Annotated in this window: 21 protein-coding genes; 6 read left to right on the top strand and 15 right to left on the bottom strand. The window is 63.9% G+C overall.

The window, feature by feature from the left end; all coding sequences use genetic code 11:
* The first annotated feature begins 107 nt into the window (after positions 1-107).
* Positions 108-1,109 (top strand): LLM class flavin-dependent oxidoreductase, encoded by a 1,002-nt coding sequence (locus NKI67_RS10525; protein ID WP_352645276.1) that lies wholly within the window; start codon positions 108-110, stop codon positions 1,107-1,109.
* Positions 1,110-1,265: 156 nt separating this feature from the next.
* On the opposite strand, the gene NKI67_RS10520 is transcribed toward NKI67_RS10525, so the two are convergent.
* Both NKI67_RS10520 and NKI67_RS10515 read right to left on the bottom strand, forming a co-directional pair.
* Positions 1,266-1,889 carry a L,D-transpeptidase gene (locus NKI67_RS10520; RefSeq protein WP_023676960.1) on the bottom strand — a complete coding sequence of 208 codons (624 nt, stop codon included), beginning with the start codon at positions 1,887-1,889 and terminating at the stop codon, positions 1,266-1,268.
* A 254-nt stretch (positions 1,890-2,143) separates the two neighbouring features.
* Positions 2,144-3,163, bottom strand: coding sequence for a LacI family DNA-binding transcriptional regulator (locus tag NKI67_RS10515; protein ID WP_023676961.1), 1,020 nt, complete (start codon positions 3,161-3,163; stop codon positions 2,144-2,146).
* A 217-nt stretch (positions 3,164-3,380) separates the two neighbouring features.
* On the opposite strand from NKI67_RS10515, the gene NKI67_RS10510 reads away from it, so the two are divergent.
* The 3 genes from NKI67_RS10510 to NKI67_RS10500 are packed head-to-tail and all read left to right on the top strand — an operon-like array spanning position 3,381 to position 7,236.
* The gene (locus NKI67_RS10510; RefSeq protein ID WP_023676962.1) at positions 3,381-4,964 is read left to right on the top strand and encodes a sugar ABC transporter ATP-binding protein; all 1,584 of its coding nucleotides are present in this window, start codon (positions 3,381-3,383) and stop codon (positions 4,962-4,964) included.
* Positions 4,961-6,274 carry an ABC transporter permease gene (locus tag NKI67_RS10505; RefSeq protein ID WP_023676963.1) on the top strand — a complete coding sequence of 438 codons (1,314 nt, stop codon included), beginning with the start codon at positions 4,961-4,963 and terminating at the stop codon, positions 6,272-6,274. The genes NKI67_RS10510 and NKI67_RS10505 overlap by 4 nt, the downstream gene beginning before the upstream one ends.
* Positions 6,271-7,236, top strand: coding sequence for a substrate-binding domain-containing protein (locus tag NKI67_RS10500; protein WP_023676964.1), 966 nt, complete (start codon positions 6,271-6,273; stop codon positions 7,234-7,236). The genes NKI67_RS10505 and NKI67_RS10500 overlap by 4 nt, the downstream gene beginning before the upstream one ends.
* 68 nt (positions 7,237-7,304) lie before the next feature.
* Here NKI67_RS10500 and NKI67_RS10495 read toward each other — a convergent pair whose 3' ends face one another.
* The 6 genes from NKI67_RS10495 to NKI67_RS10470 are packed head-to-tail and all read right to left on the bottom strand — an operon-like array spanning position 7,305 to position 14,369.
* On the bottom strand, positions 7,305-7,766 hold the full coding sequence (locus NKI67_RS10495; RefSeq protein WP_023676965.1) for a MarR family winged helix-turn-helix transcriptional regulator: 462 nt from the start codon (positions 7,764-7,766) through the stop codon (positions 7,305-7,307).
* Positions 7,763-8,347, bottom strand: coding sequence for an amino acid synthesis family protein (locus tag NKI67_RS10490; protein ID WP_023676966.1), 585 nt, complete (start codon positions 8,345-8,347; stop codon positions 7,763-7,765). The genes NKI67_RS10495 and NKI67_RS10490 overlap by 4 nt, the downstream gene beginning before the upstream one ends.
* Positions 8,340-9,215: a UPF0280 family protein gene (locus tag NKI67_RS10485; RefSeq protein ID WP_023676967.1), complete on the bottom strand. Its 876-nt coding sequence runs from the start codon at positions 9,213-9,215 to the stop codon at positions 8,340-8,342. The genes NKI67_RS10490 and NKI67_RS10485 overlap by 8 nt, the downstream gene beginning before the upstream one ends.
* Positions 9,212-10,756 (bottom strand): hypothetical protein, encoded by a 1,545-nt coding sequence (locus NKI67_RS10480; protein WP_023676968.1) that lies wholly within the window; start codon positions 10,754-10,756, stop codon positions 9,212-9,214. The genes NKI67_RS10485 and NKI67_RS10480 overlap by 4 nt, the downstream gene beginning before the upstream one ends.
* Entirely contained in the window at positions 10,753-13,509 is a 2,757-nt protein-coding gene (locus tag NKI67_RS10475; RefSeq protein ID WP_031211829.1) for a molybdopterin cofactor-binding domain-containing protein, read from the bottom strand. The genes NKI67_RS10480 and NKI67_RS10475 overlap by 4 nt, the downstream gene beginning before the upstream one ends.
* Complete coding sequence (locus NKI67_RS10470; protein ID WP_023676970.1) at positions 13,509-14,369, bottom strand: FAD binding domain-containing protein; 861 nt, start codon at positions 14,367-14,369, stop codon at positions 13,509-13,511. Before NKI67_RS10470 ends, NKI67_RS10475 begins: the two co-directional genes overlap by 1 nt.
* 272 nt (positions 14,370-14,641) lie before the next feature.
* Between NKI67_RS10470 and pncA the strand changes: the two genes are divergently transcribed.
* Both pncA and NKI67_RS10460 read left to right on the top strand, forming a co-directional pair.
* A complete protein-coding gene (gene pncA / locus NKI67_RS10465) occupies positions 14,642-15,241 on the top strand; it encodes a bifunctional nicotinamidase/pyrazinamidase (RefSeq protein WP_023676971.1) in 600 nt (199 codons plus the stop codon).
* Between the two features lie 40 nt (positions 15,242-15,281).
* Positions 15,282-16,709: a sodium:proton antiporter gene (locus tag NKI67_RS10460; RefSeq protein WP_023676972.1), complete on the top strand. Its 1,428-nt coding sequence runs from the start codon at positions 15,282-15,284 to the stop codon at positions 16,707-16,709.
* Here NKI67_RS10460 and NKI67_RS10455 read toward each other — a convergent pair whose 3' ends face one another.
* The 7 genes from NKI67_RS10455 to pncB all read right to left on the bottom strand — a co-directional run bounded on the left by NKI67_RS10455 (position 16,710) and on the right by pncB (position 24,580).
* The gene (locus NKI67_RS10455) at positions 16,710-17,429 is read right to left on the bottom strand and encodes an ABC transporter ATP-binding protein (RefSeq protein WP_023676973.1); all 720 of its coding nucleotides are present in this window, start codon (positions 17,427-17,429) and stop codon (positions 16,710-16,712) included. It lies immediately after the preceding gene.
* Positions 17,422-18,150, bottom strand: coding sequence for an ABC transporter ATP-binding protein (locus tag NKI67_RS10450; RefSeq protein ID WP_023676974.1), 729 nt, complete (start codon positions 18,148-18,150; stop codon positions 17,422-17,424). The genes NKI67_RS10455 and NKI67_RS10450 overlap by 8 nt, the downstream gene beginning before the upstream one ends.
* Positions 18,147-19,109 carry a branched-chain amino acid ABC transporter permease gene (locus tag NKI67_RS10445; protein ID WP_023676975.1) on the bottom strand — a complete coding sequence of 321 codons (963 nt, stop codon included), beginning with the start codon at positions 19,107-19,109 and terminating at the stop codon, positions 18,147-18,149. Before NKI67_RS10445 ends, NKI67_RS10450 begins: the two co-directional genes overlap by 4 nt.
* On the bottom strand, positions 19,106-19,987 hold the full coding sequence (locus NKI67_RS10440) for a branched-chain amino acid ABC transporter permease (protein ID WP_023676976.1): 882 nt from the start codon (positions 19,985-19,987) through the stop codon (positions 19,106-19,108). Before NKI67_RS10440 ends, NKI67_RS10445 begins: the two co-directional genes overlap by 4 nt.
* Before the next feature lie 221 nt (positions 19,988-20,208).
* Positions 20,209-21,513, bottom strand: a complete 1,305-nt coding sequence (locus NKI67_RS10435) for an ABC transporter substrate-binding protein (RefSeq protein ID WP_023676977.1) — start codon at positions 21,511-21,513, stop codon at positions 20,209-20,211.
* A gap of 162 nt (positions 21,514-21,675) precedes the next feature.
* Positions 21,676-23,106 (bottom strand): hypothetical protein, encoded by a 1,431-nt coding sequence (locus NKI67_RS10430; protein WP_023676978.1) that lies wholly within the window; start codon positions 23,104-23,106, stop codon positions 21,676-21,678.
* A 169-nt stretch (positions 23,107-23,275) separates the two neighbouring features.
* Entirely contained in the window at positions 23,276-24,580 is a 1,305-nt protein-coding gene (gene pncB, locus NKI67_RS10425) for a nicotinate phosphoribosyltransferase (protein ID WP_023676979.1), read from the bottom strand.
* Positions 24,581-24,688 lie beyond the last annotated feature (108 nt).

Genomic DNA, 24,688 nt, shown 5'->3' with positions numbered 1-24,688 from the left:
TTGCATCGGTCGCACGTCCGTTTCCCCCAGCGCTCCATCAACATTTTGAATTTGCCGCCTCGGCAACGGCTTCCTACATCCCTTCGGCCCACAGGAAACCCGCGCCGATGACCGTTCTTTCCGTTCTCGACCTGTCGCCGATCGTCGAAGGCAGCAACGCTTCACAGTCACTCGCCAATTCGCTCGATCTCGCCCGTCATGCCGAGCGGCTGGGCTACCGGCGCTATTGGCTGGCAGAGCACCACAATATGCCGGACATCGCCAGCGCCGCCACCTCGGTGGTCATTGCCCATGTGGCCGGCGGCACCAATACGATACGCGTCGGCGCCGGCGGCATCATGCTGCCCAATCATTCGCCGCTGGTCATCGCCGAGCAGTTCGGTACGCTCAACGCTCTGCATCCTGGTCGCATCGATCTCGGCCTCGGGCGGGCGCCCGGCACCGACATGGCCACGGCACGGGCGCTGCGCCGTAACCTCGACGCTGGCGCCGACAATTTCCCGCAGGACGTCGTCGAGCTGATGGGTTACTTGCAGCCGGCCGAAGACGGCCAACGCATCCGCGCGGTGCCCGGCGAAGGCGAAAAGGTGCCGATCTGGATTCTCGGTTCCAGCCTCTACGGCGCGCAGCTTGCCGCCATGCTCGGCCTGCCCTACGCCTTCGCTTCGCATTTTGCGCCGGCCGAGCTTGACCATGCTCTGGAGATCTACCGCTCGCGTTTCCAGCCTTCGGAGCAGCTCGACAAGCCTTATGTGATGCTCGGCCTCAACGTCTTCGCCGCTCCTTCCGATGCCGAGGCGCGGCTGTTGTTCACCTCGCTGCAGCAGGCCTTCGTCAATCTGCGCACCGGCCGGCCCGGCCGATTGCCGCCGCCGGTCGAAGGATATGAGCGCGACCTCGATCCAATGGCCAAGACCATGCTCGGCCAAGCGCTTTCCTGCGCCGTCGTCGGCTCCCCGGAAACGGTCAGGCAAGGCATCGAGGCGTTTGTGCGCCGCACAGGGGCCGACGAGCTGATGGTCACAGCGCAGATTTTCGACCATGCGGCGCGGGTGCGCTCGTTCGAGATCCTGGCCGACGCTCACAAATCGCTGTCGGAAGCTGCCTGAGAGTTGGTTCGCCACTTGCCACTGTTGCGGGCAAGGCCGGCCTTAGGCAGGGAACATCGCGAACAGGTGTGCGAAGACATAGCGAACATTTCGCGCGTTTTACGCGGAGGTTTTCGATCCGTCATGCTCGTCCGTTAGCGGGAAACGCGGCGTCCACTAAATGACGATCACCTTGGTGCCGATTGTGGCGCGGTCATAGAGATCGATGATGTCCTGGTTCATGAGGCGAATGCAGCCCGCAGACACGGCTTTGCCGATGGACCACCATTCGGGGCTACCGTGCAGGCGATATCCAGTGTCACCCTTCTCGTTGAAAAGATAAAGCGCCCGCGCACCGAGCGGGTTCACGAGTCCGCCCTCCATATGGGCCGGTATGATGCGGCCTCGCTTCTGCTCGCGTACAATCATGGCGGACGGCGCGCTCCAATCCGGCCATTCGCGCTTCCTCGCAACGTGAGCAGTGCCATGCCACTCGAAGCCCGCCTTGCCGACGCCGATGCCGTAGCGCAGTGCCTGACCGTCTCCTAACACGTAGTAGAGGAACTTCGCTCCTGTATCGACAATGATGGTGCCCGGCGCCTCTTCAGTCGCATAAGGCACTGTCTGCCGACGGAACTTTTGGTCAACCTTGTAGATCGGAACCGGCGGAACGCGAAAACCGGCGTCGGTGAGGCCGCCATAGGCCGAGGGGAAAGTCTTTAATGCGCCGCCGGTGGTGCAGCCGAAGAATGCGGCCATCCCAGCAAGTACCAGCCCGATTAGGATCGATCTCACGCGCATGACTCAAGCCGGCGCCCGTGTGGGCGATCAGCCGCATCTCGTCATATTCCTAAACCGACATGCTTCGATTGCCAAGATTTTCCTGACTGTCGGCTGGCTGATTGTTGGCCACTTGGCTCGATCGGCGCCGCGTCCTTCAATTGCTCGGTTTTCGAAAGACGAACGCCCGTAGTGGCTGCGAAGGCCCGGGGTCGGCAGGACAGAGGGAGCGCTGTCCGTCCGGCATTGCAAAGTTTCTGAACAGAGCCCAAGCGCTACGCGCTGACGCTCTGCGCGATCGCACCTGGCGGACGGCATGAATTGCGGATCATCAAGCGTCCCTTGAGCGTCAGTTTGCGCGGCGGCGCATCCCTGTTTCCGGCGAGCCGGTCGAGCAGCAGATTGGCCGCCTGTTCGCCAATCGCCTGCACCGGCTGGGCGACCGTGGTCAATTGCGGCCGGAACACATCCGACCACGGAAAATCGTCGAAGCAGGCGACCGAAATATCCTCCGGACAGGACAGGCCGATATCGCGAATGGCCTTCATGGTGCCGATCACCATCGGGTTGTTGGCCGAAAAGATGGCGCTCGGCCGGTCGTGCAGCGAAAGCAGCTGCATGGTTGCGTTGTAGCCATCGACTTCGTGGAAGTTGCCGAAGCGGACGAGTTCGGTCTCGGCCGGCAGGCCGGCGGCCTGGAGGGCCTCGCGGTATCCCGCCATGCGGTCATGCATCGGCGAGATATCGAACGAGCCGGAGATGTAGCCGATGCGCCGATGGCCGAGATCGATCAGGTAAGTGATGGCGTCGAACACCGCGCGCTGATTGTCGAGAACGACGGCATCGGTGTCGACACCCTGGCAAACACGGTCGAGCAGCACGACCGGCACATTGGCGTCGTCGACAATCCGTTTGAGGATCGCGCCGTCACCGACACGCGCGACGATCAGTCCGTCGACCATGCGGTCGAGCAGCAGCCTGATCTGGTCGTCCTGCGTGTTCAGGTGCTCGTCGGTGCAGCACAGCATGACGGCGTAGCCGGCCCTGTCGAAAGCCTGCTGGATGACCGAAACGACGTCGGTAAAGAACGGATTGGTGATGTGTGGGACGGTGAGCCCGATGGTGCGTGTGGTGCCCATCTTCAGGCTGCGGGCAATGGCGTTGCGCTTGTAGCCGATGTCGCGGATCGCCTGTTCGATGCGCTGGCTGAGCTCGGGGCTGACGGTCGCGGTGCCGTTGATCAGCGCCGATACGGTGGCCACGGAAACACGCGCGGCCTCGGCCACATGAAGCATAGTCGGAGCAGTGAATTTGCGCTGCTTTTTTCGTCCTGACGCTGTCATTTTCGAAACGTTTCACCACTCCACGGTAGCAATACGTACGGAATCTTATGATTTTGCGCAAGAATTGAAATGGAACAATCTCAGGCTCCAGATATTGCCTTGACATGATCGAAACGTTTAGATTAGCGTTTGAGGTGTTCGGTGACGACGGAGGGAGGCCGTCCTTGTCATGCAGCACGGCAATTCCATCCCTGCGCAAGGCGTTATGGCGGACGGCTCGGCTGTCGTACTGAGCGCCGAGCACATCTCCAAGTCCTTCGGCGGTATCGCCGCGCTTGTCGATGTCGGCTTCGAACTGCGGCGCGGCGAGGTCCATGCGCTGATGGGCGAGAACGGCGCCGGCAAGTCGACGCTGATGAAGATCCTGTCCGGCGTCTACACGGATTATAACGGAACGGTCAGTATCGATGGCCACCCGGTGCGCTTTACCGGCGTCCGCGAAGCCGAGCGCGCCGGCATCGCCATCATCCACCAGGAGCTGAACCTCGTCCCCGAACTCAGCGTCGCCGACAACATTTTTCTCGGCCGCGAGAAGCTGATCGCCGGACTGATCGTCGACCGCAAGGCGAGCAGCCGCGCCGCCGGAACGCTCTTGCAAAGGCTCGGCATCCAGCTCGACCCGGATGCGCGCGTCGGTGCCTTGCGCGTCGGCGAACAGCAGCTGGTCGAGATCGCCAAGGCGCTGTCGATGTCGGCGCGCATTCTGATCATGGACGAGCCGACCTCGGCGCTTTCGCCGGCCGAATGCCAGCGGCTGTTCCGCATCATCCGCCAGCTCGCCGACAGCGGCGTGGCGATCGTCTACATTTCGCACCGCATCGACGAGGTTATGCATCTGGCCAGCCGCGTCACCGTGTTTCGCGATGGACGCCACGTCCTGACGCAGGCGATGGACAAGCTCGACGAAGACGCCATAATTTCGGCGATGGTCGGGCGAAACCTGCTTGCTTCCTCCCAGGAACACCGCATTCCCGGTGGCAACACCGTCCTTTCCGTAAGCGAGCTGTCGCTGTCGAAGCCCAATCGCCATGGCTGGCGCACCGTGCTCGACGGCGTCAGCTTCGATCTTGCCGCCGGAGAAATTCTCGGTATCGGCGGATTGCTGGGCTCGGGCCGTACCGAAATCCTGGAAACCATCTTCGGGTCCAGCGGCGGCCGTGCCGGCGGTGAGATCTGGCTCGATGGCGAGGCAGTAGAAATCCGTTCGCCGCGCGACGCACGCCGGCTCGGCATCGCCCTGGTCACCGAAGACCGCAAGACGCAAGGCCTGCACCTCGAGGCCTCGATCACCGACAATGTCGCACTGCCGCTGGTCGGCGCGCTGGCGCGGTTCGGCCTGCGCTCGCTGGCCGGCGAGCAAGGGCTGGCACGGGACGCCGTCAAGGCGCTCGGAATTCGCTGCGAGACCGTCGAGCAGCCGGCCGGCACGCTGTCCGGCGGCAACCAGCAGAAGGTCGTCATCGGTAAATGGCTGGCGACGAGGCCGCGGGTGCTGCTGCTCGACGAGCCGACGCGCGGCATCGATGTCGGTGCCAAGCGGGAAATCTACGATCTCATCTTCAAGCTGGCGCGAGACGGGCTGGCAATCGCCGTCATCAGCTCGGAATTGCCGGAGCTGCTGCATCTTTCCGACCGTATCCTGGTCATGGCCGACGGCCGCCAGACGGGAATCCTGTCCCGCGCGCAAGCCAGCGAGGAGGCCATCATGCGGCTTGCGGCGCCGCGACGGACGATGACGAGGCCTGCCGCATGAGCATTTTGCATATCCTGTCCCGGACGAAGCTCTATTGGGGCCTGATCGCCATCTTCCTGATCGGCGTGCTCGGCTCGCCGATCAGCTCCAAGGGCAACAACATCTTCCTGTCCTACGGCAACCTGCTCGATGTGCTGCGCCAGGTGTCGACCACCGGGCTGATTGCCACCGGCATGACTGCGGTGATCATCACCGGCGGTATCGACCTTTCCGTCGGCTCGCTGATGGCTATCTGCACGGTCGTCTGTGCCATGCTGCTGACGGTCCCCGGCGTGACGCCGGCGGTGGTGCTGGGGGTGCCGACAGTTGCCCTGGCAGCCCTTTGCCTCGGCATTCTCGTCACTCGTTTCATCCTGCTGAACATCGAAAAATCCCGCGCCGGCGCGCAGGCCACGCACGACATCAGGTTGGACAGCGTTCGCGGGCTGGTGACGCCCGGCATTGTCGGGGTGATCCTGTGCAGTCTGGTGCTGTGGTTCCTGCTGCCGCAGGTGGGCTCAAAATTCGGCGTGCTCGGCGTGCTGCTGGTGGCGCCTTGCGTCGGCCTGCTGTTCGGCGCGCTCAACGGCTTCATCATCGTCGCCGGGCGGCTGCAGCCCTTCATCGTGACGCTGGCGATGATGGTCACTGCGCTCGGCATCGCCCGGCTGACAGCCGGCCAGAACAATGCGGTGCTGCCGGTCTACACCGGCTCGAATGCCACCGCCGATTTCGAAATGCTGCGCTCTCTGGTATTCGGCGTGATCCCGATGCCGGGCCTGTTCTTCCTCGGCGCCATCCTGATCTACGGCGCCGTGCTGCGCTTCACCCCGTTCGGCCGCTATGTCTATGCGATCGGCGGCAATGAGGAGGCGGCGCGGCTGTCGGGCATCGCCGCAGGCCGCGTGAAGATCGCCACCTATGCCGTGTCAGGGCTGCTGGCCGGCATCGCGGCGGTGCTCTATGTCGCGCAGTACCGGCAAGGCAAGCCGGACGCCGGCGCCGGGCTGGAGCTCGACGCCATTGCCGCCGTGGTCATCGGCGGCACCAGCCTGATGGGCGGACGCGGCAGCCTCACCGGGACGTTCTGCGGCGTGCTGATCTTCGGGCTGCTCTCCAACATCCTGCAACTGCACAACATCAATTCGAACCTTCAGCTGGTGCTGAAGGGGATGATCATCATCGGTACCGTGCTCGTACAGGAGCGCAGTGCCGGTGATCTTCTCTTCTATCTGCGACTGCCCGGCGGGCAAGCGCACAAGGAAACGGCCGCGGCAAAGCGGCCGTCGCAAGAGACCGCGTCTCTGAATATTGGAGGAAACAAGAAATGAAACGACGTGAATTGTTGAAGCTCGCCGGGCTGACAGCGGCACTCCTGACCACGACCGCCATGCTTGCCGGCGGCGCCCATGCGCAGGACAAGAAGTGGAAGATCGGCTTCTCGCAGGTGACGACCATCGAACCCTGGCGCGCCCAGTTCAACAAGGACATCCTGGCCGAAGCGGCCAAGCATCCGGAACTCGAGCTGATCATCACCGACGGCGAGGACAAGACCGAGAAGCAGGTCGCCGATGTCGAAAACCTTATCCGTCAGGAGGTCGATGCGCTCTTGGTATCACCGAAAGAATCCGCCGGCCTGACCGGTGTCGTGCAGCAGGCGATCGATGCCAAGATCCCGGTCTTCGTGCTCGACCGCAACGTCGAAACCAACGACTACACGCAGTTCGTCGGCGGCGACAACAAGCTGATCGGCCGGGCTGCCGGTGAATATGCCGTCGAGCTGCTTGGCGGCAAGGGCAAGGCCGCCGGCAACGTCGTCGAGATCTGGGGCGGCATGGGCACCCAGCCGGCACACGACCGCCATGACGGCTTCCATGAATTCACCGATAAGGAGCCAGGCATAAAATACCTGCTCGACCAGCAGTCGGGCGACTGGAAGCAGGACCAGGCCTACAACATCATGGCGACGGCGTTGCGCAACAACGAGAAAATCGATCTTGTCTACGGCCACAATGATCCGATGGCCTATGGCGCCTATCTTGCCGCCAAGGACGTCGGACGTGAGAAGGACATCAAGTTCATCGGCATCGACGGCCTGCCCAATGAAGGCGTGCAGCTGGTCGCCAATGGCGAGCTGACGGCGACGTTCACTTATGTGACGCCGGGCGCCGAAGGGCTGCGGCAGGCGATCAAGTTCCTGAACGGGGAGAAGGTGGAAAAGACCATCACCCTGCCGACGCAGAAGATCACCAAGGAAAATGCCGCCCAGATCCTGAAGGACAACGGCCTCTGAGACGAGGCTTTCCTGCCGGGCGTTCAGCGCCCGGCAGGAACAACAACCAAACGCCGGCAGGCAGCAGATTAAGCCAGCTTGGCCAGCAGCTTCATGAAAATGGCCGCTTCCTTGGCGGAAAGCGGCGCCAGCGTTTCCTGCGTAATCTCACGGGCAAGCGGAATCAGCCGCTCGATCGCGTCGCGCCCCTCGGCGGTCAGATTGACCAGCAGGCGCCGTTTGTCGATTTCGTGTTTGCTAAGTTCGACAAAGCCACGCGCTTTCAGCCGGTCGATGACGCCCTTCACGGTGGCCGCATCCATGGCGATCAGGCTGCCAAGCTGGTTCTGCGAGGTCTCGCCGACGTCGCGCAATTTGGCCAAAGCTGCAAATTGCGGCGGCGTCAGATCGGCGATGTGTGCGGCGAAGATCGAGACATGGCGCTGATGCGCCTTGCGCAGGATGAAGCCGACCTGCTCCTGCAAGCGATAGTCGTTTTCGTCAGGCTCCTCGGCCTCGACCAGCTCGAGCAGATTGTCCTCGGCGCTCACCGCAGCCCATCCCATGCCTTAATGTCCTTGGCCGCCAGCCCACCCATGCGGTCGTGCACGCGCGGGCCGCAGGTCATGGCGAGGCAAAACAGGATCTCGTCGGGACGGGGGCCATCGCTAATGCCGATTTCCATGGCATCGAAATGGCTGCGCACATAGGCGGCGTTGATGTGGCCGAGCGGCACATCGAGCCGCGCGCCGAAGCCGCCGACCTTCTTCGCCGAGGGCACGATCGCCTTGGCGTCGCCGAGCCGTTCGCGCATGGCATAGCCGCCCGGCACATGCCACAGCGCGCCATGCTCCAGCTCGCCCGCCATGCCGACGATGGCGCCCTTGCCGTAACCGTCGATCTGTTTGACGTCGCCGCCCAATGCGGCAATAAGCCTGTCGGAGAGCAGCAGCCCGAGCGGCTTCAAATCCTCCATGGCGCTCTGCAGTTCCTCGACGTAACGGCCGGCGAACGGGTTCTTGACCACAGCCATTGCCGCGGCACGGCGCCGCGGCACCTTCGCCACCGGCCCGCCTTCGTGAAAAATCTCTTCGGTCAGCACGGCGATCTTGCGGATCGGAAACTCAGGCATGAGCAATTTCCCTCTCTAAAACTTTATTGGCGAGCGCCATCGGACCTGCGATGCGCGCCTGACCGCCGAGGAAAAGCGCCGCGGCGGCAATCAGGCCGCGCCGCCGAAACTCCTCGGCAACGGCAAATCCGCCTTCCAGCGCAATAGCGATTTCAGCGGCGGAAAGCAGCCCCACGCCCTGCGTCACCAAACGGTCGCCGAGATCGCTGTCAGGTGCGAGATCGCGCGCCCGTACGCGCCTAACGGCCGGATGACCGGGCAGGTCGACGGCGTTGGCGATCAAGGTCGCGGCGGCATCGGCTTCAGCACCCGTTCGCGCCAGCACCGTGACCGCGTCGGCGATGCCCAGCGAAAAGGAGCGGCCGCGCCAGCCGCTTGTCGCGACACCGCGGATCCCGTCTTCGGGGCGGATCGTGAGACGATCTACCAACCCATGACCTGTCCCGGCAATGGCAAGCGTCATCGACTGCCCGTGGCCGAGATAGATCGCGCTGTCGCCGCCATTGTTGACATAGGCGCGCTCGAGCCGGCGGCCGGCAAGCAGCGCGCCAAGCACTTCGTCGGCTACCGAGCCGGCGACGGCCGCCATCGGTGTGATGAATTGTTTCGCTAGCGGAACGACCGCCGCTTCCATGCGGCGCGCCGTCGGGCCAGCGAAAGCACGTGGCCGCGAGGCGGCCGGGCGCCGCAGTTCGGGCAACTCTTCGACCAGTTCGGGCAGGATTGTCTGGAAGCGCGCCACTGCCTGACGATATGCGGCGCTGCATTCACTCGCCTCGCCGAATGCCTCGACGATCAGGTCGATCGGCCCATGATTGAGGTGAAGCCTCCGGCCGTCCTCGAGCCAATGCGCCTGCGGGCCGTTCATCGCCCGGCCCCGTTTGCGGCCGCGCGACGCAACTGCGCCAGCGGCGGCCAGGGATTGTCACGGGGTGCGGCCGTGCCGCGGCGCGGATTGAGATATTCGCCGCCCTTGGCCAGGATATCGTCGACGCTGCGGATTTCGCCTTCGTAGCCGCCAAGCCTGACATAATCGTCGCGGCGCATGGTGAACTCGATCGGCGCCACCAGCGCCGGGGTCGGCACATAGCCGAAGGCGCCTTCCGGCACGCGGGTGACGTCGACCATCAGCGTGATGCCGCCGCCCGGCCAGACATAGACCGGCGCGCCGCCGACCGTCACATAGGTCGTCAAGCCCTGCACCGAGCGGGTCAGATTGACCGGGTTCTCGGTGACGCCGGCGCGCAGCGAGCCGCCGGCGCCGCCGACGAAAAGCACGGTGCAGAGCGCCGGCTCGCAATTGTCCTCGATCAGTTCGACCGACTTCCGCAGCCGCTCCGGGAACGGTTTCTGGACCGGCTTCAGTTCGTCGTCGAGCTCGTAATAGGCGAATTGCTCGCCGGTGGTCGAGACCATCAGCAGCGACATGCCGGGGCGCGCACCCTTTTTGGCGTTCCATTCACCAAGGATCGACAGCGGGTCGGAAATGCTGGTGCCGCCCCAGCCGAGGCCGGGCTCCGACACCTTGAAATAACGGCCCGGCGTCGAACGGCGGCCGATGATCTTGATGCCGGTATCCTGCCAGCCAAGCACCTTGCCGGCCTGATGCTCGGAGACGACGCCGGTGATGTGGTCATCGACCACCACCACCTCGTCGACAAGGCCGCGCCATTGGGTCGCGAACATGCCTATGGTAGCCGAACCGCAGCCGACGCGCATGCGCTGCTCGAGCTTGCCGTCGATGACCGGCGGCTTGCCGGCTTCGACGATGACGGTGGCGCCGCCGTCGATGACGAGTTCAACCGGTTTGCGGTTGCACAGGGCGAGCATGGCGTCGCAGGTGGCGCGCCCTTCAGCCTTCGAGCCGCCGGTCAAATGATGTACGCCGCCCAGCGACAGCATCTGCGAGCCGTATTCGCCGGTCGTGACATGGCCGATCGCCTCGCCTTGGGCACGGACCGTCGCCGTTTCGGGGCCGATATGACGGTCGGTGTCGATCTTCACCTTGACGCCGCAATAGGAGAAGATGCCCTCGGTGACGACGGTGACCAGATCGACGCCCTCGACCTCCTGGCTGACGATGAAGGGCGCCGGCTTGTAATCGGGATAGGTGGTGCCGGCGCCGATGGCGGTGACGAAGCGGCGGCCGGTGTTGACCAGTTCGCCGTCCCATGTCTCGCCTTCTTCGGCAAAGGGTACGATTGCGGCGCCGGTCTCGGCCGCGTGGTCGAGGATGGTCAGTGGATCCATCCGCACGATCCTGCCGCCAACATTGCCGTAGCGGTCGCAGGCGCCGGTGCGGCTTTCGGCGATGTAGCACATGACCGGACAGGCATCGCAGCGGATCTTCTCGGCCACCAGCTTCTCGCCGGGATCGTGTGTCTCGAAGCGTTCGGCAAGCTCGCTCATCGGCGCGCCTCCTTGTCGAGGATGGCGGCGCGAATGCGGGTCGGCGTCGCCGGAATTTTGGTGACCAGCACACCGGTGGCGTGGCGGATGGCGTTGAGGATCGCCGGCGCCGTCGGGATCAGCACATGCTCGCCCAAACCCTTGGCGCCGAAGGGTCCTTCCGGATCCGGAACTTCTATCAGGATGGTCTCGATCGGTGGCACGTCGCCGATCGTCGGGATCAGATAGTCGTGCAGGTTTTCGGTGCGGCCGGGGATATATTCTTCCATCAGCGCCATGCCGATGCCCTGGGCGATGCCACCCTCGATCTGGCCCTCTGCCAGTAAAGGGTTGATGGCCTTGCCGATATCGTGCGCGGCGGTGATTTTTATAAGCTTCACGGTGCCGAGCCTGAGGTCGACCTCCAGTTCGGCGATCTGGGCGCCATAGCCATAGACGGCATAAGGCTTGCCTTGGCCCTTGGCATCGAGCGGCAGCGTCGGCGGGTCATAGCTTTCCTCGGCACGGAAGACAAAGCCTTCGGCGTCTGCCTTCAGCGAGGAAAGATCGATGCGGCGCGTCGCTTCGCCTTCCCCGATGCTCAGACTTGTGCCGTCCAGCGCAATCGCCGCCTTTTCCGAGACATTGGCGAAACGCAAGATCTCATCGCGCAAGGCGCGGCCGGCCTTTTCGGCGGCCTTGCCGGTGACGAAGGTCTGGCGCGAGGCCGACGTCTTGCCGGCGTCGGGGGTGATCGCCGTGTCGGCGCCTTTCAGCCGCAGCTTTTCAAGCGGAAGACCCAACGCGTCGGCGCAGATCTGCGCGATGACAGTGTTCGAACCTTGCCCGATATCGACCGCCCCCTGATGCAGGACGACTTCGCCCGATGCCGAGATGCCGACCTTGATGGTCGACGGATTGGGCAGCGAGGTGTTGCCGCAACCGTACCAGCAAGAGGCGACGCCGACGCCGCGTTTTTTTTCGCCGCTGCTACGGGCGTTGAACGCGTCGGCGTCAGTTAGGGCACGCCGCCAATGTGAGCGCAGGGCCTCGAGGCAGTCGGCGATGCCGACGCCCGACTCGAGCCGCTGGCCGGTGACTGTTTCGGATCCGTTCCGAAGGCAGTTCTTCAGGCGAAAGTCGAGCCGATCCATGCCGAGCTTGTCGGCCAGGTCGTCATAGAGGGTCTCCTGCATGATCGTCGCCTGCGGCACGCCGAAACCGCGAAAGGCGCCGGCAATCGGGCCATTGGTGTGGATGGCGCGGCCTTCGGCCCGATAGTTCGGCGTCGCATAGGGGCCGGAGGCGTGCACCGGCACGCGGTTGGCGACCGTCGGCCCCCAACTGGCATAGGCGCCGGTGTTGAAATCGCCGGCGAAGACCATGCCGGTGATGCGGCCGTCGGCATCGGCGCCGATGCTCGCTCTCATCTGAGCGGGATGGCGCTTGGTGGTCGAGATCATCGATTCGGTGCGGCTGTAGGCGAGCGCCGCCGGCCGGCCGGTTTTCATGGCGACGAGGCCGATGAGCGGTTGCAGCGAGACGTCGAGCTTGGAGCCGAAGCCGCCGCCGGTGGCGGTCGGCACGATGCGCACCTGTTCCGGGGCAAGGCCGAGCACTTTTGCCGTGTCGTCACGGTCCATATAGGGCGCCTGCGTGCAGGCGACGACGACCAGCGTGTCGCCGTCCATGAAGGCATAGCCGGCTTCCGGTTCGATATAGGCGTGCTCGACATAGGAAGTGTGGATGGCGCCGGAAACGGCGAAAGCCGCACCGGCGAGCGCGGCTTCGGGGTCGCCACGCTCCACGAAGCCGGAGGTGAGCAGGTTCGAGGGCCGGTTTTCATGGACTAGTTGCGCACCGCCGGCCTGCGCTTCGCCAGTTTCCAGAAAATGCGGCAACTCGGTCCAACTGACAGGGAAATCGGCTAGGTCGAGATCGAGGATAGCCTCGCGTTCGCCGGCGACCAGCGCCACCGCCTCACCGCGAAAGCGCGAAACCCCTTCGGCCAGCGCCGGCTGGTCGGCGAAGGGCGCGATGACGCCGAAACAATTCTTTCCCGGAATGTCGGCGGCGGTGAAGACGCCGGCAATGCCAGGACGGGATTTCACCCAGCTGCCGAGATCGCCAAAAGTGAAAGCGGCATGATAATGCGGCGAGCGGACCACCAACACCGACAATGCGTCGGCCGGGAATGAATCACCGCCGAATTTTTCGCCGCCAGTGACTTTCGGAAGGCCATCGAGGCGGATCGGGGAGGAGCCGACGGCATGGCCAGAGGATGGCATGCGCTGATCGAGACCGTCGGCGTGGCGCCAAGCATCCATCACCGCGGCGACGATCTTGCGGTAGCCGGTACAGCGGCAGAGCACGCCGCCCAGTGCATCCTGCGTTTCGGCCTCGCTCGGGCAAGGCGTCCTGTCCAGGAGTGCCGTTGCCGCGACCAGCAGGCCGGGCGTGCAGGCGCCGCATTGCGCTGCGCCATGGCTGAGGAACGAAGCCTGCAGCGCCGACAACCGGCCATTGGCGAGGCCTTCGACGGTCGTCACCACGGTGCCGGAGGCGGAAGCCGCGGGCATCAGGCAGGCGCAGACCGGCTCGCCGTCGACCAGCACCGTGCAGGCGCCGCAATCGCCGGCATCGCAGCCGATCTTGGTGCCGGTCAGCCGCAGTTCGTCGCGCAACACCGCGGACAGCCGCCGCACCGGCGGCACGCAAACGCTGACGGCGGCGCCGTTGACTTCGAAGGCGATGTCGGCGCGCTCCATGTCCATCAGGCCGCCGCCCTTTCGTCGGGAACAGCGCCCATCGCACCAAGCACGGCGCGGGCGACGATCTCGCGCGCAGCGTCCAGCCGATATTCGGCGCTGCCGCGCACGTCGCCGATCGGCGACAGCTCGTCCATCGGTGCGGATTGGATCGCAGTGGCCAGCGCGTGGCCGACGGGCCGGCCGCGTAGCGCCGCCTCGACACCCGCCAGGCGCCTGGCGACAACCGAGCAGGAACCGACGGCGACGGCCGCGTTCCTGACCCTACCATCTTCGACGGCCAGGCGTGCGGCGGCCATGGCGATGGAGATGACGAGATAACGCCGCGCGCCGAGTTTCACGAAGGCGGAGCTGCCGGCGGTCGCGGGTTTGGGAATGCGGATTGCCATGACCATTTCGCCGGGCTGCAGTGCGGTGCGACGGTTGCCGAGGATGAATTCTGCAAGGGGCAGATGCCGGGTCGCCACAGCGGAACGCAGTTCGACTTCGGCATCGAGCACCAGCAGCGGCGGCACGCCGTCGGCGGCCGGCGAGGCGTTGCAGAGATTGCCGGCAATCGAGGCAACGTTCTGGATCTGCACCGAGCCGACTTCCCGCGCCGCCTGCTTCAGCGCGTCGAAAGCCGCCGGCAGAGGATGGCGGACGAGATCGGTCCAGGTGGTGCGCGCGCCGACGAGCCAATGGTTTTCGGCTTCGGCAATGCCGCGCAATGCCACCAGGCCATTGATATCGAGGACATTGTCGCGGAAAGGCTTGCTGCCCTGTGCCGGATAGAAGTCGGTGCCGCCGGCGAGGATGCGCCATTGCCCTTCGCCCAGCAAAGCGAGGGCGTCGTCGACCGTGGTGGGTTTTGCGTAACGGATCACGCTTTGCCTTCCCAGAATGGGCTTCCCGAGAGGGGATCCTGCCGAAAGATTTTCCCGAGCATTCAAGGCAGGAAATTCATTCGTATGCAAATGATATCAAGCCGGCAGGAATTGTCAAAGCCAGAGTTTGCACGGCTGTTGGCACCGGTGCACCCGGAACGCATTTGTTATGCCATGAGAGGTTGACGCAGCCGGCCATCTGGTCAAGTTTCTGCGTCCGGTCGCGTTTTCATTGGAGCCTAAGCTCAAGACCAAGAAAATAAGGAGGCTCCATGGCCGACGAAGCGCTTGTCGTTATCGACCTGCAGAACGATTTCTGCCCGGGTGGCGCCCTTGAAGTGGCCGGTGGCGACGAAATCGTGCCGTTGGTCAATGACCTGATCCGGCGGACCGAGCACGTCCTGCTGACGCAGGACTGGCACCCTGCCGGCCATTCGAGCTTTGCCTCCAGCCACCCCGGCAAGCACCCGTTCGAAACGATCGACGTGCCTTATGGCCACCAGACGCTGTGGCCGGATCACTGCATCCAGGGCAGCCTGGGATCGGATTTCCATTCGGGCCTCGCCTGGAGCAAGGCCGAGCTGGTGATCCGCAAGGGGTTCCGTCCTGCGATCGACAGCTATTCCGCATTCTTCGAGAACGACCGGACGACGCCGACCGGCCTTGCCGGCTATCTCCGGGATCGGAACATCGAGACGCTGACCCTGGTCGGCCTGGCGACGGATTTCTGCGTCGCCTTTTCGGCGCTCGACGCAGTCAAGCTCGGTTTTGAGACGTCCGTGCGGCTCGACGCCTGCCGCGGCATCGATCTCAACGGCTCCGTGGAGAGGATGCTGGGCCGGATGCGCGATGCCGGCGTGACACTGATTTGAACGTCATCCACCCGAACCTGACAGACTTTTGAGGGGCTTCATGCGGTTTGCGGCGTTGACGGCAAGTGCTGCACTTATTGCAGCAATCTTTTCTCCGAGAGCGGTTCTCGCGGCCGAAGCGCACGAATTGCCGGGCGCCGCCATGTCGCTTTGGTGGGTGCTGCCGTTTGCCGGGCTATTGCTTTGCATCGCGACCGGCCCGCTGCTGTTCCATCATGCTTGGGAGCACCATTACGGCAAGATCGCTGCCTTCTGGGCAGCGTTGGTGATCGGGCCGCTGGCCATCGCCTTCGGCATCCCGTCCGCCACGCAGGCGGTGCTGCATGCGCTGCTCACCGAATACATGTCGTTCATCATCCTGCTGTTTGCGCTGTTCACCATTTCGGGCGGTATCTTCGTTGCCGGCAACATACACGGCACGCCGCTGGTCAATGCCGGGCTGTTGCTGGGAGGGGCGCTGCTTGCCTCGATCATTGGCACAACCGGCGCCTCGATGATCCTGATCCGGCCGCTCATCCGCGCCAACGACAACCGGCGCTTCAACGCCCATGTCGTCATCTTTTTCATCTTCCTGGTTTCCAACATCGGCGGGTCGCTAACGCCGCTGGGCGATCCGCCGCTGTTCGTCGGCTTTCTGCGCGGCGTCGATTTCTTCTGGACGACAGTTCACCTGCTGCCCGAGACGCTGTTCGTCGCCGGCGTGGTGCTGGCTGTTTTCCTGGCGATCGACATCATCATGCATCGCCGGGAGGAAGGCGCGCCGAAGATCAAGGATCCGACGCCCGACAGCAAGGTGCGCATTCGCGGCCTGGCCAACATCCCGCTGCTGGCCGGCGTAATCGCCGCGATCCTGATTTCCGCTGCCTGGAAGCCGGGAGTGAGTTTCTCTTTTCAGGGCGTCAGCCTCGAGCTGCAGAATCTGGTGCGCGACGCCGCCATCCTGATACTGGCCTTCACTTCGCTTGTCGTCTCGCCGAAGGAGTTTCGCGGCGCAAACGCCTTCAACTGGGGGCCGATTGCCGAGGTGGCGAAGCTGTTCGCCAGCATCTTCATCTGCATCGTGCCGGTCGTCGCCATATTGCGGGCCGGGCTCGACGGCGCGCTGGCGCCGTTGGTGCTGCTGGTCAGTTCGCCGACCGGCGCGCCGGACAACCTTGCCTATTTCTGGCTGACCGGAGCGCTGTCGTCCTTCCTCGACAATGCGCCGACCTATCTGGTGTTCTTCGAGCTGGCTGGCGGCGATGCGCAGCATCTGATGACCGAGTTCGCCTCGACGCTGGCGGCGATCTCGGCAGGCGCGGTGTTCATGGGCGCCAACACCTATGTCGGCAATGCGCCGAATTTCATGGTCTATGCCATTGCCAGGCATCGCGGCATCAAGATGCCGAGCTTCTTTGGCTATATGGCATGGTCGGGCGCGGTGCTGATCCCGACATTCCTGCTTGCCGGCTTGCTGTTCTTTGCCTGATCATCCGACGCCGACATAGCGACGGACCGCCGAGGGATCGGCACGCAGCTCCTCAACGTCGACCGTCTCGCGGTTGCGGCCGTTTTCGATGAAACAAACGCGGTCTGCGACCGAGAGCACGGCATCGACGCGCTGCTCGACAAGAATTGTCGACACGCCAAGCGCACGCAGCTTCGACACCGTTTCGCGGATCTTGGCGATCATCGACGGCATCAGCCCTTCGGTCGGCTCGTCGAGCAGAAGCACCTGTGGTTCCAGGCACAGGGCGCGGGCCATGGCCAGCATCTGCTGCTCACCGCCGGACAGCGTGCCGGAACGCTGCCTGAGGCGCTGGCGCAGCAGCGGAAAAAGATCGAGCACGTTTTCGCGCGTCGCCTTGCCCTTGTTGCGGGCCATCAGGCCGATCTCGATGTTTTCAGCCACCGTCATCTCGGCGAACAGCCGCCGGCCCTGCGGCACGTAGGCGAGGCCGGCCTTGGGCACCTCGTGCGCCGGCAAGCCGGTCAATTCCCGCCCTTCGAGCCGGATCGAGCCTGAGCTTACCGGCACCAGGCCCATGATTGCCTTCAGCGTCGTCGTCTTGCCGGCGCCGTTGCGGCCGAACAGGCAGAGCACTTCGCCCTCGTTCAAGACAAGATCGAGGCCATAGAGCACCTGGACCTCGCCATAGAAGCAGTCGACCCCGGAGATCGTCAGTGCCTTGGACTGGGCCTCAGCCATGGGTCGTCCCCAGATAGGCGTCCTGCACCGCGGCATTGGCGCGGATCTGCTCGGGCGTGCCTTCAGCCAAAATCCTGCCGGCGTTGAAGACGGTGATGCGGTCGGCGAGCCGCATGACCACCGGCATGTTGTGCTCGATCAAAAGCACGGTGGCGCTATCGGCGATCTCGCGCACCAGCTCGATGAAATTATCGATCTCGCTGTCGGCCAGCCCTTGCGTCGGTTCGTCGAGGATCAGCAGCCGCGGCTTCAGTGCCAGTCCCATCGCCACTTCCAGCAACCGCTGGTGACCGTAGGACAGCTGCCCGGCCGGCATGTCGGCGCGGTCGGCAAGGCCGGTACGCTCGAGCGCGGCCATGACGCCGGTGTGAACCGCGCCCTTCGAGCGGCCGTCGGTCAGCGTGCGCTGCACCGGCAGGGCAACATTGTCGTAGGCGCTGAGATTGGCAAAGACGCTGGTGATCTGGAAAGTGTAGGCGACGCCAAGGCGAACCCTGGCGTAGGCCGGCAGATTGGTGATGTCCGCGCCGTCGAAGACGATCATGCCCGACGAGGGCTGGATACGGCCGCTGACCAGGCTGACGAAGGTGGTCTTGCCGGCACCGTTGGGGCCGATGACAGCGCGGATCTCGCCCGGCATCAGCGCGAAGTCGACGCCGTCGACGGCGCGCAAGCCGCCGAAACTGCGCGACAGGCCTTTGGTGGTGAGCAGCGGCATCATGGCAACCACCCGAGCCAGCGCTGGCGGATGCTGCCGAGAATGCCTCTCGGGAAGAACAGCACCAGCAGGATGAGCGCTATGCCGACGATCAGCAGATAGGCCGAGGTGTAGCCGCTGGCGACATCGATGACATAATACATGAACAGCGTGCCGATCAGCGGACCGAGCGTGGTAGCGGCACCGCCCAGCAGCACCCAGAGCAGCGGCAGGATGGAATATTGCACCGAAGCGAAGCTCGAGCCGACATAGCCGAACAGCAGCGCATAGGCCGCGCCGGAAGCCGCGCAGATGCTGCCTGAGATGACGACGGCGGCGAGCTTGTTGGAAAATGTATCATAGCCAAGCATTTTGGTCCGCTCTTCGTTCTCGCGGATGGCGACCAGCACGCGACCGTAGCCGGAGCGGACTATCGCCAGGCTTATGAGCAGCACGATCGAGAACAGTGCCAGCGCGCTCATATAGCGCACGGTCGGGTTGGTGAGGTCGAGCGACGTGCTGCCCAGGACAAGGACACGCATCGGCTGCGGCACGACCATGCCCTGGTCGCCACCGGTCCAGGCAGCGAAATAGAGGATGACGAGATAGAATACCTGCGCGAACATCATAGTGACGATCATGAAGGCGACGCCGGAGGTGCGCAGCGCCAGCAGCCCGATCACCAGCGCGAGAAGCGCGCCGCAGGCAAGCCCGGCTGCGAAGGCGGCCGGCACGCTCCAGCCGAGATGGATGACGGCAAGGCCGGCGCCATAGAGCCCGGCTGAAAAGAACATGGCATGGCCGAGGCTAAGCAGCCCGACATAGCCGAACAGCAGATTGTAGCCCATGGCGAAGACCGCCAGCACCATGATGCGGGCGAGCAGGCCGTGATGGTATTCCGGCAGGACGAAGCTAAGCCCGAAAAGCAGGGCGATGACGCCGAGGTGCAGCGCATATGGCTTTGCCGGCGAAGCATCCTTCATCGCGATGTCGTCCCGAACAGGCCCTGCGGCCGGAACACCAGCACCATGGCGACGAGCAAGGTGGCGATGATCTTGGCCAGCGTCGGTGAGAAGAACACCGAGATGATGCCGTCGGAAAGGCCGATCAGCACCGCGGCGACGACCGTGCCTCGCAGCGAGCCGAGGCCGCCGATGATGACGACGATGAACGACAGCAACAGCGGGTCCTGTCCCATCAGATAGTGGGCCTGGCTGATCGGCACGATCAGCACCGCGGCGACAGCAGCCAGCATGGCGCCGAGCGCGAAAACACCGGCATAGAGTCTCGTCACCGGGATGCCGAAGGCCTGCGCCGTCTCGCTGTCATATTGCGTGGCGCGCATGACGAGGCCGATTTTCGTGCGCGTCAGCACCAGCCAGGTCGCGACCAGCAGCAGCGCCGACGCGGCGATGATCGACAGCTTGTAGCCGGAATAGCCGAACCACGGCAGGAGGATGCGGTAGCTGAACGGCGGCTCCACCGGCCGCGCCTCCGGGCCGTAGAAGGTCAGCGCCAATTGCTGGATGATGTAGAGCATGCCGATGGTGGCGACGATGGTGGCTTCCGGATTGTAGTTGAGCCGGCGCAGCACCAGCCGTTCGGCGACCAGCGCGATCAGGCCGACGATCAGCGGCGCCAGCACCAGGGCGGCCAGGAAGCCGAGCGCCGGATGGCCGGATATCGCCGTAGAGATCGCCCAGGCAAGCACCGCGCCGAGCATGAAAAACTCGCCATGCGCGACATTGACGACGCGCATGACGCCGAACACCAGCGACAGGCCAAGCGCCGTCAGCGCCAGCACGGCGGAGGTGACGAGGCCTTCGAGGGCGGCGAGGAGCAGGTGGGGTCCGAAGTGCATCGGTTACACACCCATCGCAGGTGCGAGGCGCACCCCCCTCTGTCCTGCCGGACATCTCCCCCTCAAGGGGGGAGATTGGCAGTTCCCGCGAAGGCGGCCACCTACCGGCCTTTGCGATTGGCGAAAGCGCTGGTGACAGCCAATCTCCCCCCTTGAGGGGGAGATGTCCGGCAGGACAGAGGGGGGTGGGCCGAAGCGCACTGTGCTTAATGAAACCAAGCTCACAGCGTCTGCGTCGTGTAATCCCCCTCAGGCTCATAGAGGCCGTCCTCGATCTTGGTCTTGTGGACGACATTCAGCCGGCCGCCTTCGACCTTGGAGATGTTCTGGATACCAAAGCACTGGTGGATCTTGCCGTTGAAGGTTTTCGGTCCCTGCGGATGCTCGGGCCCCTCGGCGAACTCGGTCAACGCCTCGGTCGCCTCGACCAGCTTGGCGCGGTCTTCCGGGCCCTTGTAGCCGGCATCCTCCATCGCCTTCTTGACGACGTAGAGCGTTTCCCAGCAGCCGAACATGTGCGCGGCGGTGGAGACGTCCTTGGGGTCGCCGACGGCGGCACCATTGTCATCGATGCCGACGGCGGCGCGGTAGGCCTTCTGTGCGGGGGAATCATCGGGCTGCGCGTAGCGCGGCGAGCCTTCCCAGAAATGGCTACCGTCGAGGAATTCGAGGCCGGGGCTGTTGATGTCGGTGGCTTCGAGCGAATCGATGAAGCCGAACAATTGCGGCCGATTGGAGCCGTAGAACTCGCCGAGCTCCTTGACGAAGGTGAGCACCGCCGGGCCGACCATGACGTGGTAGATCACCTCGGTCTCCGCGGGGATCTGCGGGAAATATTTGGTGAAGGAGGATTCCGTCGGCGGAATCGCGATCTGCGCAATGACCTCGGCGCCTTGCGCCTTCAGCGCCGGCGGCAGGTAGTCGCGATGGTCATAGCCGAAAGCGAAATCGGGGAAGATCTGCGTCACCTTCTTGCCGGCATTGGCGGCAATCCACGGTGCCATCGACTGGATCTGGCTCTTCACATCGGTGATGCCGGGCTGGAAGATGTAGCGGTTCAATTTGGTCGAGGCGACGTGGTGGCCTTCGCTGACAACGAAATAGGGCATCTTGGCCTCGCCGGCGGCCGGCGCCGAGCCGATGACGACATGCGAAAACAGCGTGCCGTAGACGATGTCGGTCTTGTGCTGGGAGGCGAACTTGCCGACGACTTCGGCGCCCCGGCCGGGATCGGTGCCGTCATCCTCGATGATCACGTCGACCGGCCGGCCGTTGATGCCGCCGGAATCGTTGATCGCCTTGACGGCAGCCGCTGTGGTCTTCTCGTACCAGCGGCCATAGGCGGCGCCGATGCCGGTGCGGTGCGACTGGAAGCCGATCTTGATCGGCGCCGAGCTCTGCGCCTGGCTGTAACGCACGAAACCCGGCGCGACGGCAAGACCGGCGCCGGCGGCAAGGCCCTTCAGCGCCGTGCGGCGGGTGAGAGCGGATCTGGAGAGATCGAAAAACCCATTCTTGTCAGTCACGGCAGTTCCCCTTGTTTTTGAGCTTTGACCAATGGCTGTAGCAGGCAGGCCACTCTTGTTAAGAGGGGCGAAAATTGCATGTGTACAAACTAAATCACCAAAGCTCTGACGTGGCAAGCGAGCTTTCCCCAAGGTTCGATTGACGGGCATCGCACACCTCGTTCATCCGGCGCTCGGCGTCGCAAGCAGCCATAGGCCGAGGACGGTGTAGGCGATCATCAGCACGGTGAGCGGGAACTGGCTGAGCGCGGCGCGAGCCGGAATGGCGTGCAGCCGCCAGGCCAAGCCATGGGCGACAAGCACAGCAAGCATGTGGCCGGCTATGATGACGCCGGCCTGGAGGTTCCACAGCCACCACGCCGAACCGGCACCGGCGACGACGCCGGCTTCAATTGACATGTCGGCGGTACCGAACAGGTTCCAGCCCAGCGCAAACGGGTCGGAGAGAGCGGCAATCGCATATTGGCCGTCGACCAGCAGCGCCGTCAGATAATGCGCGAAGTGGTAGGCGAGCGCGATCGGTACGATCGACCAGACCAAAAGCCCGGCGGCGTGACCGAGCGAATGCTTGCTGCCGGCAAGGTTCTGGCCAAGAAAGACGGCGAGCTCGAACACGGCCGCAAGCACGGCAAAGGTCATCACAAGGCCGAAGCTGCCGATGCCGATCAAAGCGGTGCGTCCCGGAAATTCCACCGGATTGATGCCGAACCAGCCTAGCCAGAAGAAGGTTTTCGACAGGCCGTCGAAGGACACCGACGACAGCGCAAGCAGCAGGAAAGCGACGCCGCTGAGCGGTAGCGGCGCGGCAGCGAGCAGCTTGGCGCCCGGCCAGCAGAGTTTTAGCCGGCCGTCTGCAATACGTTCGACGATGGCGAAGCGCGCCACCATGGAAAAGAACACGGTCAGGAACTCACCGCGCAGGGTCCAGTCGCGGTAGCCGAAGACCTGCATGGCGGCGAAGCTCAGCAGCCAGTAGAGGCCGGCGGCCCAGGCCAGCCGCGCCGGATCGTCGGGCGCAGGGTCGATCAGCTCGAACCAGGCGAAGGCGAAGAACAGCAGGAAAGCCGGCCAATAGCCGAGCCGTTGGGGGAGCAGATACGGCTGCGTTCTGCCGGACAGGCGCGAGGCGACGCGGCATGGCCCGTACCAGGGGTTGAGCCACGACCAGAGATCGCCGGCGAGCCCCTGCAACAGAGCCAGGCCAACCCAGAGAAGCGTCCATACGGTCAGCGGCATCGGATTGGAAAGCGGATCGCGGCTGCCGAACAGGCCGGCGGCAATCAGAATTGCAAAGCCGGCAAAGGATACCAGGCTGACGGCAGTCCGCGCGGTGTCACCGAAGGTGAACAGCGGCAGGCGTTTGCGCCAGAAGCGGTCGAGGGAGTCCGGCGGCAGTAGCGCCAGGACAAGGAAACTGGCGGCAACCGCGAGCGCGCCGCCGGCAAGGTAGTAGCGGGTGGGAAGGAGCAGGACGTGGCCGCGGTCGGAGGCGTGGGCGAAGGCGGGCGTGGGCAAGAATGCAAAGGCAACAATGACGAGAGCTAAACTGTAACGACGGCGCTCTACGGCGCCCCCCTCTGTCCTGCCGGACATCTCCCCCACTTGGGGGGAGATCGGCGGTTCCGCCGTCGGCTCTCCTTCTGCAACTTTAGCGATTGGCGAAAGCAGCAATGAGGGCGCAATCTCCCCCCTCGTGGGGGAGATGTCCGGCAGGACAGAGGGGGGCGCGAAGGAACTCATACTACGCAAGAGTTCCCCTACCTCACACCTTCACCAACTGCTCCACGCGGTCCTTCTGGCCGAAGATGCGCAAATAGCGCTCGATCTCTTTCTCGTCGCCTGTCGACTTGGCCGGATTGTCGGAAAGTTTGACCGCCGGCCTGCCGTTGGCTTCGGTGACCTTGCAGACCAGCGAGATGGCGTCTAGCCGGTTGGTCTCGGTCGGCGCGCAGCCCTCGAAATCGTTGGTCAGGTTGGTGCCCCAGCCGAAGGACATGCGCACCTTGCCGCGGAAGTGGCGGTAGGTTTCCTCGATGGTCTCGACCTCCAGCCCATCCGAGAAGATGAGCAGCTTCTGCTTGGGGTCCTTGCCCTTTTCGCGCCACCAGGAAATGATTTTCTCACCGCCTTCGATCGGCGGCGCGCTATCGGGGCGGAAGCCGGTCCAGTCGGCGACCCAGTCCGGTGCATCGCGCAGGAACGCCGCGGTGCCGAAGGTGTCCGGCAGTACGATCAGCAGGTTGCCGCCGTAGTAGCGCTGCCAGTCCTGCAGCACGTTGTAGGGCGACTGTTTCAATTCCTTTTCCGAATTGGTGAGCGCGGCGAACACCATCGGCAGTTCATGCGCATTGGTGCCGAGCGCCTCGAGATCGTTGTCCATGGCGAGCAGCACGTTGGAGGTGCCAGTGAAGGCCTCGCCGATGCCCTCCTTCAACGCTTCGACGCACCAGCGCTGCCACAGGAAAGAATGACGGCGGCGGGTGCCGAAATCCGAGATGCGGATGCCGGGCAGCGCCTTCAGCCGCTCGGTCTTGGCCCACATCTTGGCCTTGGCGCGGGCATAGAGCACGTCGAGCGCGAACGGCCCGAACGCCCGCATGGCCGCGCGAGATCGAAGTTCATTGATAATTGCCAGCGCCGGGATCTCCCACAGCGTCGTGTACATCCACGGGCCGCTGAAGACGAGTTCGTATTGGCCGTCGCGCTTGGAAAGCTCGTATTCGGGCAGCCGGAAATTTTCCAGCCAGGCGAGGAATTCCGGTTCGAATATCTGCTTGCGGCCATAGAAGGTGTTGCCGCCGAGCCAGATCATCTCTTTCTTAGAGAAGCGCAAGGTGCGGGCATGGTCGAGCTGCTCGCGCAGCTCCGTCTCATCGATCTCCTCGGCAAGGCGGACCGAGGTGGTGCGGTTGATCAGCGAGAAGGTGGCGTCGACCTTGGGATACATGCCCCAGATCATCTGCAGCATCAGAAGCTTGTAGAAATCGGTGTCGAGCAAGCTGCGGACGATCGGGTCGAGCTTCCAGGTGTGATTGTAGACGCGCCGCGCTATATCGGTCTTTGCCATCGCTCAATGCGCCTTCGCTGCTCGCTCTAGCTTTTGTCTAGCGCAATTCCGGACGGAAAACCGCTGCGCACTTTTCCTGGAATTGCTCCAAATGCCTCTTAGCATCGA

The organism is Mesorhizobium sp. M0408, assembly GCF_040321495.1.
GTDB lineage: Bacteria > Pseudomonadota > Alphaproteobacteria > Rhizobiales > Rhizobiaceae > Mesorhizobium.
This window is presented reverse-complemented; position numbering and strand designations above follow the sequence as displayed.